Below are 14174 nucleotides of genomic sequence, written 5' to 3'. Positions count from 1 at the left end.
TGATTCGTTATGGTGATTACTTCGTCTTGATAAATTCAGAAAGCTCATCCACTGAAACTTCGGCAGATTCACCGGTTTTGCGGATTTTCACTTCTACGATGCCTTCGTCGGCACGTTTTCCGACAGTGATGCGGATCGGAAGGCCGATCAGATCAGAATCAGCAAACTTCACGCCTGCGCGTTCAGCACGGTCATCGTATAATACCTCATAACCTTCCGCCTGGAATTTGCCGTAAAGCTGTTCAGCAAGCTCTTTTTGCGCTTCGTTTTTCATATTCAGTGCCAAAATATGAAGATCATACGGAGCAACGCTTTTCGGCCAGATCAAGCCTTTTTCGTCGTGATGCTGTTCAGCGATGGCTGAAAGCGTTCTGGACACGCCGATTCCGTAACATCCCATCAGCATCGGCTGCGCACGCCCGTTTTCATCAAGGTATGTCGCATTCATCGCTTCAGAGTAACGCGTGCCGAGTTTAAAGACTTGTCCGACCTCAATCCCTTCAGCGAAACGGATCGTGCCTTTTCCGTCAGGTGACGGATCGCCTTCCTGAATGATTCGAAGATCGGCATATGCTTTTACTGACGCGTCACGTTCGATGTTTACGTTTCGGTAATGACGGTCTTTTTCATTCGCGCCGCTAACGGCGTTTACCATTACTTTCACGGCTTGGTCGGCATAAATCTCAATGTCGCCGGCAGCGCCGATCGGCCCCGCAAATCCCGGCTCCGTGCCAAGTTTCTCTGCTACTTCTTCATGAGACGCAAGCTCAACCACTTCCGTGTTCAGAAGGTTTTTCACTTTCACGTCATTGACCTCATGATCGCCTCTTACTAACACGAGAACAAATCGGTCATCAGCTTTAAACAGCATTGATTTGATGCAGGCGCTCGGCTCGATCTGCAAGAACGAAGCGAGCTCTTCAATGCTTTTGACATTAGGCGTATCAATTTTCTCCAATGCCTCGGGGGTTTCATCTGACGGCTCGCTGTTCATGACAACTTCCGCCATTTCCGTATTGGCTGCGTAAGAGGATCCATCGGAATAAGCGATGGTATCTTCCCCTATTTCAGAAAGAGCCATAAATTCATGCGTGTCTTTTCCGCCCATCGCGCCCGAGTCGGCAATAACGGGACGGACGTTTAATTCACAGCGTGCGAAAATGCTGCTGTATGCGCCGTACATGTTTTGGTATGTTTCCTCCAGACTTTCTTCAGAAGCATGGAAAGAATACGCATCTTTCATGATGAATTCGCGTCCGCGCAATAAGCCGAAACGCGGGCGTTTTTCATCTCTGAATTTAGACTGGATCTGGTAAAGAGTGAGCGGCAGACGCTTATAAGATTTCACCTCATCGCGCACGAGAGAAGTAATGACTTCTTCATGCGTCGCGCCTAAAGCAAATTCACGGCCGTGGCGGTCTTTCAGACGCATTAATTCAGGCCCGTACGTATACCACCTGCCTGATTCCTGCCATGTTTCAGCCTGCTGAAGGGCCGGCATCAGCATTTCCACCGCGTTGATTTTTTCCATTTCTTCACGCACGATCTTCTGAATGTTTTGAATGACCCTGTAAGCCAGGGGCATGTAGCTGTAAACCCCGCTCGTATTTTGTCTGATAAATCCCGCTCTCAGCAGAAGCTTATGGCTTTTTGCTTCAGCATCAGCCGGCACTTCTCTCAGGGTCGGAATAAGCGTCAAACTTTGTCTCATGTCTTCGCACCTCTGATTTTTTACTAGTCAATTATAAGAATAAACGCTGGATATCGTTCCATGTGACAACCAGCATAAGAAGCATTAAGAAAGCTACGCCGATAAATACGACAAATGCTTCCTTGTCACGGTTTATCGGCTTGCCGCGGATTGCTTCAATGAATAAAAACAGCAGCCGCCCGCCGTCAAGCGCCGGTATCGGCAGCAGGTTGACAATTCCCAGGTTGATGCTTAAAAACGCCGCAAACTGGAATAGGTTGATAATACCGGTTTTTGCAACTTGATCCGTCATATCATAAATGCCGACAGGACCCGAAAGCATATCAAGCTTAAACTGGCCTGTCACAAGTTTGCTCAGATTGGTCAGGATCGCTTTTGTGACATCAACGGTAGATGTCGCGCCGTAGGCAATCGCTGCAAGCGCGCCTTTTTCAGTCGGCGCATAAGAGCCGAAGCGGCCGATTGTTTTTTTATTTTCATCTTTTACAGCTTCAGGTGTAACCGAGATATGAAACGATTTGCCGTCCCGTTTGACGGCGACATCGATTTTTTTTCCGGGATTTTCTTTTACCGCTGTCACGATGTCGGTCCATGACCTCATTTTTTCACCGTTAATGCTCTGGATATAGTCGCCTTCTTTTAAACCGGCAGCCGCTGCGCGTCCATTGTCTGTCAGCTTCCCGAGCTCAGGCTGATTCGAAGGCACGCCTTGAATGAATCCAAGCATGACGAGAATGACATACGCTAAGATGAAGTTCATTATCGGACCGGCAGCAATCGCCTTAATCCGCTTCCATACGGGTTTAGACCCGAATTGTCGATTGTAAGGCGCAATCTGCACTTCTTCTCCGTCTACGATAAAAAAAGAGGTCTGACTGACAGTAAAGCCCGCCAGTTCATCTTCTTTCCCCTGCTCGTACCCGGTAATCTTCATTTCGTGCTCAAGATCAGCCGTCTCCACCTCGATAATTAAAGCGTCGGGATATTTTTCCTTTTGATTAATGATGACTTTTTCCACTTCGTCATCTTTATTAAAAAGAAGCCCGACGGTATAACCGGGTTTGACTTCGATCATCTCCGGGTCTTCACCGGCCATGCGGACGAACCCGCCGACCGGAAGGAGTCTGATCGTATACACGGTTTCATTCTTTTTAAATGAAAAGATTTTAGGGCCGAAGCCGATCGCAAATTCACGGCAAAGGATTCCCGCTCTTTGGGCGAGCAATAAATGCCCGAGCTCATGGAAAAAAACGAGCGTTCCGAAAATAATAATAAACGCGATAACTGTATTCACGAACATACCACCTTATGTGAGTATTGAATTAACGTATCCCCGGGTGTCTTTGTCCACTTCTTGGATATCCGCAAGACTCGGATCCTGAATTACGCTGTGGCGGTCCAATGCTTTTTCAATCAGGTCCTCAATCGATAAGAATGAAATCCGTCCGGCAAGAAAAGCGGCAACGGCTTCTTCGTTGGCCGCATTTAAAACCGTCGGCATCGTTCCCCCTATTTTACCTGATTCAAAGGCAAATTGTAAGCAGCGGAACCTTTCAAAGTCAGCTTTCGCAAAATGGAGGCTTCCGATCTCCCATAATTCAAGCCTTTTTGTTTCAGGCAGAGGCAGACGGTCCGGATATGTCAGCGCATATTGAATCGGCACCCTCATGTCCGGATTTCCGAGCTGGGCGATGACGCTTCTGTCGTGAAATTCAACCATCGAATGAATGATGCTCTCCTTATGTAATACAACGTCAATCTGTTCATACGGAATGTCAAACAGCCAATGCGCCTCAATGACTTCAAGTCCTTTATTCATCATTGTAGCCGAGTCAATCGTAATTTTTGCGCCCATCGACCAGTTCGGGTGGTTAAGGGCGTCGGCAATCGTTACAGACTCAAGCTCCTGCCGCGTTTTATCTCTGAAACTGCCGCCGGATGCCGTAATGATCAGGCGCTCGATATTTTTGCTCTGTTCGCCTTGCAGCGCCTGGAAAATAGCGGAATGTTCGCTGTCGACCGGAAGAAGAGGAACACCGTATCGTTTTGCGTGTCCTTTCACTATATGCCCGGCAGTGACGAGAGTTTCCTTATTTGCAAGCGCAATTGTTTTTTTCTGTTCAATCGCTTTCAAAGTCGGGATTAAACCGACGCTTCCAAGCAGCGCATTGACCACGATATCCACTTCGTCCATGACTGCCGCTTCAATCAGGCCTTCTTCTCCGATGCCGATTTGACATTCATGAGAAAAAGTCGCTTCTTTCACTTTTTGATATGTATCCATGTCGCCGACTGCTACATATTTCGGCTGAAACGTTCTGATCAACGGGATCGCTTTCTCGGCGTTTTTACCGAAAGTCATCGAGACGAGACGGAACTGATCTTGATGCATGCGCAATACGTCTAACGTCTGCTCGCCTATTGATCCTGTTGCTCCTAAAAGACAAATATTCTTCAAAATGCCACTCCCATTCTATGCGTCCAGATCGGTCTTATTTTCATATTAGCCTTTCTCATGAAAAAAGCGCAAGCAGAAAGTATAAGAACGGCATGACAAACAAAAAGCTGTCAAATCGATCTAAAATGCCCCCGTGCCCGGGAAGGATTTTTCCCGAATCCTTCACATCATAGTGCCGCTTAAGCGCTGATTCAACCAAATCCCCGATCTGTCCGAATACAGACAGAACAAGCGTGATGACCAAAAGAACCGGGTATGAAATCGGAAGGTGCGCAAACAGCTGAAAAACAGCCGTAAAAATAAGGGCGATGACAATACCGCCGAGAAACCCTTCCACCGTTTTGTTGGGACTGATTTCGGGCCACAGCTTCCGCTTCCCGAGCGACTTTCCGACGAAATATGCGCCTGAGTCCGTTGACCATATGACAACGCAGGCATAAAAGATATACAAAAGCCCGTTTGTTTCAATGTTTCTGATTTCAATAAAATAATGAAAACACAGTCCGATATATACCGTCGCGAGAACGATAAACCCGACTTCGTCAAACGTAAAAGTGTTTTTCACGAGCACCGTATAGCTGAGCAGAATCAATACGGCGAAAATCGTTACTTCCATTTTCGCATCGAAAAAATGATACTTGTCCGGCATCATATACAGCCATAACAACAAGAGGCTGATCAGACCCGGAAAAGAAAAAAATCTGAGCTTTTTCATCCGCAAAAGCTCAAAAAGCGCTATACTTCCCATCACGTAAACAAATACGGTGAACGGCAATCCTCCGAAAATAACCAAAAATAAAAATAGTGCCGCTGCCAGAACACCCGTTAACAATCTTTGTTTCATTTCCACCATCCTCTAAATTCCGCCAAACCTCCGGCCCCGCTGTTGAAATTCTCCCACTGCCTGCAGAAAGTGATCTTCTTTAAAATCGGGCCACAGGACATCTGTAAAAACAAATTCACTGTAAGCCACCTGCCAAAGCATAAAGTTGCTCAATCTGATTTCTCCGCTCGTTCTGATGAGCAGCTCCGGGTCCTGGATTGATTCTGTCATTAAATGCCCGGAAAAGAGCGCTTCATCAATGTCTTCGATATTCAGCGTGCCGCTTTTCACCTGTTCAGCCAGTGCTTTTGCCGCATTGACGATTTCCGTGCGTCCGCCGTAGTTCAAAGCGAAATTGAGAATCAGCCCGTCATTTTGTTCTGTATCTTTTACGGCCTTCTCAATCGCCCTGTACGTATGAGAAGGGAGCGCGGATTCATCTCCGATAATTTTCACCTGTACATTTTCCTCTATTAATTCAGGAAGATACGTATTCAGGAACTCTTCCGGAAGCTTCATCAAAAAGTCGACTTCCATCTTCGGGCGCTTCCAGTTCTCCGTTGAAAACGCATAAAGAGTCAGAACTTTAACGCCGAGCTGACTTGCGAGCTTTGTCACCCTTTTTACCACTTTCATTCCTTCATGATGTCCTGCAATCCGAGGGAGTGAGCGCTTCTTCGCCCAGCGTCCGTTTCCGTCCATAATAATGGCAATGTGTGCGGGAATTTCACCCTTCAGTATGTCTTCTTTTGTATACCGTTCTAAGTTGGAAGCCGCATTCTGCTGATTCTTCCAATTTTTGAGTATGTTGAGCATGAGATTCCTCCGTCACCCAAAAAGGTTGCGTTGCTGATGATCAATGTAATCAACAGTATTAACAAAAAAACCCCCTGTAAACATGAGAGGGTCTTTTCACATTATCTATTGTACATAGTTTTTCATTAAACTTCCATGATTTCTTTTTCTTTGTCCTTCGTGACGCTGTCAATTTTTGACACATATTCATCTGTCAGCTTTTGAACGTCTTCACTGGAAGCACGAAGCTCGTCTTCTGTAATGTCTCCGTTTTTCTCAAGTTTTTTGAGGTCATCGTTGCTGTCACGGCGGACATTACGGACTGCTACTTTCGCTTCTTCCGCGTATTTTTTCACGACTTTGACAAGTTCTTTACGTCTTTCTTCCGTCAGAGCCGGGATCGCGATGCGGATAATTGTGCCGTCACTTGTCGGCGTTACGCCAAGATCAGCTTTCAGAATCGCTTTTTCAATATCGCCGATTGCCGTTTTGTCATACGGTGTGACAACAAGCATACGCGCTTCAGGCACATTGATGGAAGACAGCTGGTTTAAAGGTGTTTGGGCACCGTAGTATTCTACTGTCACTTTATCCAATAGAGATGGGTTGGCACGTCCTGCACGGACTGACGCCAATTCACGTGAATAAGCGGCAACCGCTTTTTCCATGCGTTCTTTTGTTTGTGTTAATACTTCGTTTGACAACGTTATTTCCCCCTTACGATCGTTCCGATTGATTCGCCGATTACGGCACGCTTAATATTTCCTTCTTCCATAATAGAAAAGACGATCAGCGGAATATCATTATCCATACATAGTGAAGAAGCCGTAGAATCCATGACTTCCAGCCCGTCTTTTAACACATCGAGATAAGATAATTTTTCGTATTTAACGGCTGACTCATCTTTTCTCGGATCAGCATTATACACACCGTCGACATTATTTTTCGCCATTAAGATCACGTCCGCTTCGATTTCAGCGGCACGCAGCGCTGCGGTTGTGTCCGTAGAGAAATAAGGATTTCCTGTTCCCGCGGCAAAAATAACAACGCGTTTTTTCTCCAGGTGGCGGATGGCTTTTCTTCTGATGTAAGGCTCAGCGACCTGACGCATTTCAATTGATGTCTGCACTCTGGACTGAATTCCGAGCGTTTCCAGGCTGTCCTGCAGGGCAAGTGAGTTCATGACAGTAGCAAGCATGCCCATATAATCGGCCGTCGCACGGTCCATTCCTAAGTCACTGCCCGTTTTTCCGCGCCATAAGTTGCCGCCGCCTACGACTACGGCCACTTCGACGTCAAGCTCAGCGATTTCTTTTACCTGTTTAGCGATGGATTGGATGACAGTCGGATTAATGCCGTTTCCCTGCTCTCCTGCCAATGCTTCTCCGCTAAGCTTTAAAACGATACGATTGTATTTTGGTTTTTCCATAATAACCTCCAAGTGTAAACATTGCCGTTTCCTATTATGCAAGAGAAAAAAAGGTTTGTAAATATAGTTTTAAAAATAGGGAACACAAGTAGTGTCCCCTATACTGCCTGAAAAGCCGCGAAAGATTCGCCAAGGCTTTCCGCCATTATTTTTTCACTTGGTTCATAACTTCTTCAGCAAAGTTTTCTTGGCGTTTTTCAATACCTTCTCCAACTTCGTAGCGGACGTAAGTTTTAACAGATGCGTTTTTCGCAGCCACAACTTGTTTCACTTTTTCGTCTGGGTTTTTAACGAAAGCTTGGTCTAATAAGCAAATTTCTTCGAAGAATTTGTTCAGACGGCCTTCAACCATTTTAGCTACGATGTTTTCCGGTTTGCCTTCTTGAAGAGCTTGCTGAGTCAGAATCTGACGCTCATGGTTTGCTTCTTCTTCAGACACTTGGTCGCGGGAAATGTAACGAGGATTTACCGCTGCAACATGCATCGCGATGTCTTTTGCAAGATCTTCGTCAGTTGTTCCGCTAAGAACGGATAATACGCCGATGCGGCCTCCCATGTGAAGGTAAGCACCGAACGCTTCGCTGTCTTCTTTTGAAATAACAGCAAAACGGCGAAGAGTGATTTTCTCTCCGATTTTAGCAACGTTACTTGTGATGTATTCTTCAACAGTAGAACCGTTTTCCATCTTTTGACCCATTGCTTCTTCAAGATCAGCAGGAGCGTTTGCAAGAAGGTGGTCAGCAAGCGTGTTCAGAAGCTCTTTGAAGCCTTCGTTTTTCGCAACGAAATCAGTTTCAGAGTTTACTTCTAAGATAACGCCTTTGTTGCCGTCAGTTTTAATAAGAGTAGAACCTTCAGCAGCGATACGGTCAGCTTTTTTAGCTGCTTTCGCAATTCCTTTTTCTCTCAGAAGGTCGATTGCTTTGTCCATATCTCCGTCAGTTTCAGTCAATGCTTTTTTACAGTCCATCATACCAGCGCCTGTTTTTTGACGCAGTTCTTTTACCTGCTGTGCAGTAATAGCCATTTGAATTCCTCCTTATATGTGTAAACAAGATATGTATAGATACATTTTTCTTGAAAAAAGGTGATAAAAGGCAGTCCCTCTTATCACCTTTTGATTAGGTTACGCAGTTGTCGTTTCTGTTTCAGGTGCAGTCTCTTCAGCAGCTTCCGCTTCTTCTTCGCCTTGCTTCGCTTCAAGAATAGCATCTGCCATTTTAGAAGTAAGAAGTTTGACAGCGCGGATTGCGTCATCGTTTGCAGGGATTACGACATCAATTTCATCAGGATCACAGTTTGTATCTACGATTCCGATGATAGGAATGTTCAATTTGCGAGCTTCCGCAACAGCGATGCGCTCTTTGCGAGGATCGATGATGAATAATGCATCAGGAAGATCCTTCATGTCTTTAATTCCGCCGAGGAATTTTTCAAGACGCTCTAATTCTTTTTTCAATTGAACAACTTCTTTTTTCGGAAGTACTTCAAATGTACCGTTTTCTTGCATTTTCTCGATGTCTTTCAGACGCTTAATGCGTTTTTGGATTGTTTCGAAGTTTGTCAGTGTACCGCCCAACCAGCGTTGGTTGACATAGTACATGCCAGAGCGTACAGCTTCTTCTTTAACAGAATCCTGAGCTTGTTTTTTTGTGCCGACGAAAAGGATTTTTCCGCCTTCAGCAGCAAGGTTTTTCGTGAAGTTGTAAGCTTCCTCTACTTTTTTCACTGTTTTTTGAAGGTCAATGATGTAGATTCCGTTACGCTCCGTGAAAATGTAACGCTTCATTTTTGGGTTCCAGCGGCGTGTTTGGTGGCCGAAGTGAACACCAGCTTCAAGCAATTGTTTCATAGAAATAACTGACATGTGATTTCCTCCTAATAAAATGGTTTTTTTCCTCCGCTTAGGTCATTTTTGTGCAGAACTGCCGTTTGCAGCACCCTCTGCATAAATCGTTAAGCGTGTGTATTTAACACCAAGACATAATATAACACAGCTTTATGCGACAATCAAGAATCCTTTACAGCTTTGCCGCGAAATTTTAAAAACAGCTCGATTTCTGTCTTTCCGCTCTGCATCCGTTTGGCGATTTCCGCGGGGGTGAGCCCTTGTTCATATAATTCTGAAACACGTTCTTCAAACGAATGCGCGCCGTTGTTTTCATCACTTTCAGCCCGTTCCGTTGCACTGATGAGCTTTTCCATGTGGTCCGGAATATCAGGCTCTTCTTTCGGTTCCGCCAGGGGTTCGGCGTCTTCTGCGTCCGGCGCTTGACGGCTTTTTGCGTCTTCGAGTCTTTCATTTTCTTCTTTCAGCTCAAGCAGAAACGCTGCAAGGGTGTTTTCCGTCTCTTCAAGAATCTTCTTCTGCTGGCGCTCTGTCTCCTTGAGGGCTGAAAACCTCGTGTACAGAATAATGACGGCATAAAGCAGTACGCCGTGAAGCAAAAAGCTTAAAAGCCATAATAGTGTTGACATGTTTTTCACTCGCTAACCATGAGTTCATTATTGAATTACTTTTTCAAGCAGATGCTTTAATTTAAACAGCGCCTTTGAATGAATCTGTGAAATCCGCGACGTCGAAAGGTTCAGGACTTGTCCGATCTCGGTCAAAGTCAGTTCTTCTTTATAGAATAAACTGACGACAAGCTGCTCTTTTTCAGAGAGCTCGTGAATTTTGCCCGCAAGCTGAGCGATCAGCTCGTCCTTCATGATTTTTTCTTCCGGCGGCACATTTTTGTCATCTCTGATCATCACTTGAATATTCTCACCGTCATCCTGGTCATGAAGCTTTTCATCAATTGATAAGAGATTGGCAAAAAACCCTTCATTCATCGTTGATACTACGTCCTGCTCCGTCATCCCCAGCTCTTCTGCGATCTCTGAAGGCGTCACATTCCGAAGGTAGCGCTGTTCAAGTTTTTCGATCGCCGCTTCGACTTTTTTTGTCTTCTCCCGTGAAGTTCTGGGCAGCCAATCTTCTTTACGCAGCCCGTCGATGATTGCACCGCGAATTCTAAACGAGGCATAGGTATCAAACTTTAAATCCCGGCCGGGGTCAAATTTTTCCAGGGCATCATATAAACCAAGCATACCAAGGCTCATTAGATCGTCTTTATGCACCGATTTCGGCAGTCCGACGGAAATTCTGCCGACATGATATGTGACCAGCGGCATGTAACGGCGCATTAAATCATCACCGGCTTTAGGATCTTTCCACTCTTTCCAGCGCGACCAAAGCACCTGATCTTCATAATTCAAGGATTGCATTGTTATCCCCCTACCTCATACCTTTATTAAATCGTTGTTTCACCTTGTTTAACAGTTCGAATGTGCAGCATGCAGGACTTTGGCTCAAATTCAATCGTCCGGCCGCTTGAGCCGCCCGTATCTTCACTGATGACCGGAATGTTATACAATGAAAGCTGCTCTTTGATGGCCGCTACATTCCTCGGACCGATTTTCATCAGGTCGTTTGTCATTTTAAACTTAAACATCTCCGCTCCCCCGGCGAGTTTTGCCTTCAGGGCAAACTTGCGGCAGCCGGCTTTCAAAAGCATATCAATCGTCATCTTAACGGCGGTGTCCGCGTATTTTGCACGGTTGAGCTCCGCCGTTTTTGATAAACCGGAGTCCGGCAGCATGACGTGAACGAGTCCTGCCGTTTGTTTGTCTTTATCGTATAAAACCAGCCCCACGCATGAACCGAGTCCCGAGGTCCGGATTTTATCCGGGTAACGCGCGACTTGAACATCCGCAATCCCCACTTTAACGACTGCGGCTTCCGCACGGCTCATAAAGCCGCACCCAATGAGACGAAGAGCTTTTCAAAAGAATCATAGTCCGGGAGCATAAACATGTGAGCTTTGAGCTCCTGCCGGCTGCCCTGGTCAAAAATAGAAGTATCCACGACAATGGCATGCTCTCCGACTTGGCTGAGCTCCATCAGCCCTTCACTGATAACCGCGCCGAACATATCAAGTGAGATTTCCGGCACGCTCGGGTAAATCTCAAGTTTTGTCAAATCAGCCAATGCCGTTAAATAGGAACCTGCTAAAATATTGCCGAACTCATGTAAAGCAGAAGAACTCAAATGATCTTCGCCCAACTGGTCAATATCAAAATCCGGATTTCCGATCAGCTCTCTGATAAACTGTTCCGCCTGATGGAAAGGCATGATGAGAAAGATAGAGCCGGTCATGTCGCCTTCCATTCTTAAAAAGATACTGGCGACCGGCGTTTCAGCCCCGCCGAAAAAATCAGCAAGCTCATCAAATGTCAATAAAGTCGCAAACGGCACTTCCATGTCTATCTTTCTGTTCAGCAGCTGAGCCATTGCAGAAGCCGAGTGACCCGCCCCGATATTTCCGACTTCCCGCAAAATATCCATCTGCTCTTCTTTGATCGCTTCAAACTTACTCATGTTGTCTTTTCCCCTTTAAGCATTAGGCTCTCCGGACGCAGATGCCGAAGCACCTTTATCCAGCACCGCATGCGCATCGATAATATTGAGGAGCCTGTTATCTTGCTTGACGATCTGTTTAATCCACACATCCGTTTCCTTTGTCTGGCTTTCAGGCGCGGATTCGATTTCATTTTCATGCACGGTGATGACGTCATTGGCCTCATCCACGACCCATCCGACATCGGCGTCACGGTAAGAAATGATGATAATCCGAGTCTCTTCTGTGATGTCCTGTTCAGGCTGATTCAGACGTTTTCTTAAATCAAGAACCGGGGTAATCACTCCGCGCAGATTGATAACACCGCGGATATAAGATTCCACACCCGGGACCCTCGTCGGTTTTTGCCACTTTTCAATTGATTTCACCTGGGAAACTGAGATAGCGTATTCTTTCCCGTTTATCATAAACACAATCATTTTTTCACCTGTTTTGATTTCAGCAGTCATTCGGGCACCTCCTCGTGTCGTTTTAGTAGATCAGCGCATTGCAATCAATAATCAGCGCCACTTCTCCGTTTCCGAGAATCGTAGCGCCGGAAATCGCAAAGACGCTTGTTAAATAGTCGCCGAGTGATTTCAGTACGACTTCCTGCTGTCCGATAAAAGAGTCCACGACAAAAGCAGTGGATTTATCGCCCTTTTTCACGACGATTACATGGAACTGATCGGCATCCTGTTTTGAATCCGTAATGCCGAATTCTTTTTTCAGATAGACGATCGGAACGATTTGGCCTCTGAAATCAATCACTTCTCTGTCATGCGTCTGCAGGATATCTTTCTTATCAATAACAGCCGTCTCTATAATAGAAGAAATCGGTATCGCAAACGTCTCTTCTTCCAGTTTAATGAGAAGAACGGATATAATTGAAAGTGTCAGCGGAAGCTGGATACTGAAAAGAGAACCTTGACCTTCTGCGGATTTGACACTGACAGAGCCGCCGAGTGATTCGAGTTTATTTTTTACGACATCCAGGCCGACGCCCCGCCCTGAAATGTCAGAAATTTGATCGGCAGTCGAGAAGCCCGGAGCAAAAATAAGCTCGTAAATCTCATTATCTTCAAGCGTTTCAGCATCACGTTCGGTGATTACACTCCGCTCGAGCGCTTTTTCAAGAATTTTCTTTCTGTTCAGGCCGGCCCCGTCATCTTCAACCTCAATAAAGACGTGGTTGCCGCTGTGATATGCCTTAAGCACGACATGACCTGATTCCGGTTTTCCTTTATTCACCCGCACTTCAGGCGATTCAATGCCGTGATCGATGCTGTTTCTGATTAAATGGACAAGCGGATCGCCGATTTCATCAATCACCGTGCGGTCCAGCTCCGTTTCAGCTCCGATGATGGACAATTCGATTTTCTTGTTTAATTCCTTTTGAAGCTGGCGGATCATTCTCGGGAAACGGTTAAAGACGGTTTCTACCGGCACCATCCGCATATTAAGAATAATAGACTGAAGGTCGCCCGAGATTCTGGTCAGGCGTTCAACGGTTTCAGTCAGCTCATTGTGGTCAAGCTCTTTGGCGATCTGCTCAAGACGCCCGCGGTCAATGACAAGTTCTTCAAAAAGGTTCATTGAAGAATCCAGTCTTTCAATGTTGACGCGAATCGTTTTCGAGCCGCTGTGATGCTTCGGCTGTTCTTCCGTTTTCGCTTGCGGCTTAGGCTGTTTCTCAGTCTTTTTAACCGGAGCTTCCTTCACTGGTTCAGCCGCTTGCGGTTTTTCGGCCGTTTTTAACGGCGCACCGGCAGAAATTTCGACATTCTCCACTTCTGAAATGCCGCTGATGAGTTCTTTAATTTCTTCAGCAGGCTGCTTTGTTAAGAAACACACCTGAAAATCCGTTCCGAAATCTTCCGTCTCAAGCACTTCCGCGGCGGGTATCGTTTTTGCGACTTCCCCGGCTTCATTCAGCTTTTCAAATATCATGTACACGCGCACGGCTTTGAGCATGCAGCTTTCATTCAGGGAAACCGTTATTTCATAGCGGCTGAATCCTTGCTCTTCCGCCTCTTCAATAACAGTCCGTTCGAACTCGTCATAATTCCATTCAGTTGAAGCCTGTTGTTCTGAAGCCGGCGGTTCTGCTGTTTCGGCTGAAGCCGCAGTCTCATGCACCGCATTTACGTCGAGCTTCGCACTCACTTCAGAAATATCACGTTTGCCGTCTCCTCCGTCAATAATGGACTGCACCATCTCTTCTAGATGATCAAGCGCTTCAAACAGCACATCCAGCCAATCTGATGTAACGGGCATTTCTCCGTTGCGGATGGCGTCCAGCACATTTTCCATCAGGTGGGTTAAATGCGCCAGATCTGTATATCCCATCGTTGCGCTCATGCCTTTCAGCGTATGGGCAGCTCTGAAGATGTCATGCACAAGCTGAAGGTCTGCCGGATCTTTTTCCAACAGCAGCAGCTTTTCGTTACATGTCTGTAAGTGCTCTTTACTTTCATCAATAAAGACATCTAAATATTGATTCATATCCAATTGAT

Annotated in this window: 15 protein-coding genes; all 15 read right to left on the bottom strand. The window is 46.0% G+C overall.

The window, feature by feature from the left end:
* Positions 1-16: 16 nt before the first annotated feature.
* Positions 17-1711: a proline--tRNA ligase gene (proS, locus tag JNUCC22_RS08370; RefSeq protein ID WP_061861463.1), complete on the bottom strand. Its 1695-nt coding sequence runs from the start codon at positions 1709-1711 to the stop codon at positions 17-19.
* A gap of 31 nt (positions 1712-1742) precedes the next feature.
* Positions 1743-3011 carry an RIP metalloprotease RseP gene (gene rseP / locus JNUCC22_RS08365; protein WP_007611459.1) on the bottom strand — a complete coding sequence of 423 codons (1269 nt, stop codon included), beginning with the start codon at positions 3009-3011 and terminating at the stop codon, positions 1743-1745.
* A 6-nt stretch (positions 3012-3017) separates the two neighbouring features.
* On the bottom strand, positions 3018-4169 hold the full coding sequence (gene dxr, locus JNUCC22_RS08360; protein WP_216062258.1) for a 1-deoxy-D-xylulose-5-phosphate reductoisomerase: 1152 nt from the start codon (positions 4167-4169) through the stop codon (positions 3018-3020).
* A gap of 55 nt (positions 4170-4224) precedes the next feature.
* Entirely contained in the window at positions 4225-5022 is a 798-nt protein-coding gene (locus JNUCC22_RS08355; protein WP_007409796.1) for a phosphatidate cytidylyltransferase, read from the bottom strand.
* 3 nt (positions 5023-5025) lie between these two features.
* The gene (locus JNUCC22_RS08350; protein ID WP_007611457.1) at positions 5026-5808 is read right to left on the bottom strand and encodes an undecaprenyl pyrophosphate synthase; all 783 of its coding nucleotides are present in this window, start codon (positions 5806-5808) and stop codon (positions 5026-5028) included.
* Positions 5809-5933: 125 nt separating this feature from the next.
* Positions 5934-6491 carry a ribosome recycling factor gene (gene frr, locus JNUCC22_RS08345; RefSeq protein WP_003154212.1) on the bottom strand — a complete coding sequence of 186 codons (558 nt, stop codon included), beginning with the start codon at positions 6489-6491 and terminating at the stop codon, positions 5934-5936.
* Between the two features lie 2 nt (positions 6492-6493).
* Positions 6494-7216, bottom strand: a complete 723-nt coding sequence (gene pyrH, locus JNUCC22_RS08340; protein ID WP_003154213.1) for a UMP kinase — start codon at positions 7214-7216, stop codon at positions 6494-6496.
* Positions 7217-7361: 145 nt separating this feature from the next.
* Positions 7362-8243, bottom strand: coding sequence for a translation elongation factor Ts (gene tsf / locus JNUCC22_RS08335; RefSeq protein WP_007611455.1), 882 nt, complete (start codon positions 8241-8243; stop codon positions 7362-7364).
* A gap of 99 nt (positions 8244-8342) precedes the next feature.
* A complete protein-coding gene (gene rpsB / locus JNUCC22_RS08330) occupies positions 8343-9083 on the bottom strand; it encodes a 30S ribosomal protein S2 (RefSeq protein ID WP_003154215.1) in 741 nt (246 codons plus the stop codon).
* A 143-nt stretch (positions 9084-9226) separates the two neighbouring features.
* Positions 9227-9694: a DUF6115 domain-containing protein gene (locus JNUCC22_RS08325; protein WP_015239864.1), complete on the bottom strand. Its 468-nt coding sequence runs from the start codon at positions 9692-9694 to the stop codon at positions 9227-9229.
* A gap of 27 nt (positions 9695-9721) precedes the next feature.
* Complete coding sequence (gene sigD, locus JNUCC22_RS08320; RefSeq protein WP_003154217.1) at positions 9722-10486, bottom strand: RNA polymerase sigma-28 factor SigD; 765 nt, start codon at positions 10484-10486, stop codon at positions 9722-9724.
* A gap of 26 nt (positions 10487-10512) precedes the next feature.
* Positions 10513-11013 (bottom strand): chemoreceptor glutamine deamidase CheD, encoded by a 501-nt coding sequence (gene cheD, locus JNUCC22_RS08315; protein ID WP_003154219.1) that lies wholly within the window; start codon positions 11011-11013, stop codon positions 10513-10515.
* A complete protein-coding gene (gene cheC, locus JNUCC22_RS08310) occupies positions 11010-11639 on the bottom strand; it encodes a CheY-P phosphatase CheC (protein WP_003154222.1) in 630 nt (209 codons plus the stop codon). The genes cheD and cheC overlap by 4 nt, the downstream gene beginning before the upstream one ends.
* Before the next feature lie 15 nt (positions 11640-11654).
* Positions 11655-12128, bottom strand: coding sequence for a chemotaxis protein CheW (cheW, locus tag JNUCC22_RS08305; protein WP_003154225.1), 474 nt, complete (start codon positions 12126-12128; stop codon positions 11655-11657).
* 22 nt (positions 12129-12150) lie between these two features.
* Entirely contained in the window at positions 12151-14169 is a 2019-nt protein-coding gene (cheA, locus tag JNUCC22_RS08300; protein ID WP_015239862.1) for a chemotaxis protein CheA, read from the bottom strand.
* Positions 14170-14174: the final 5 nt, after the last annotated feature.

The sequence above is a fragment of the Bacillus sp. JNUCC-22 genome (assembly GCF_018861275.1).
Taxonomy (GTDB): Bacteria; Bacillota; Bacilli; order Bacillales; family Bacillaceae; genus Bacillus; species Bacillus velezensis.
The sequence above is the reverse complement of the archived record's forward strand: the minus strand, read 5'-3'. Positions and strand labels throughout refer to the sequence as shown.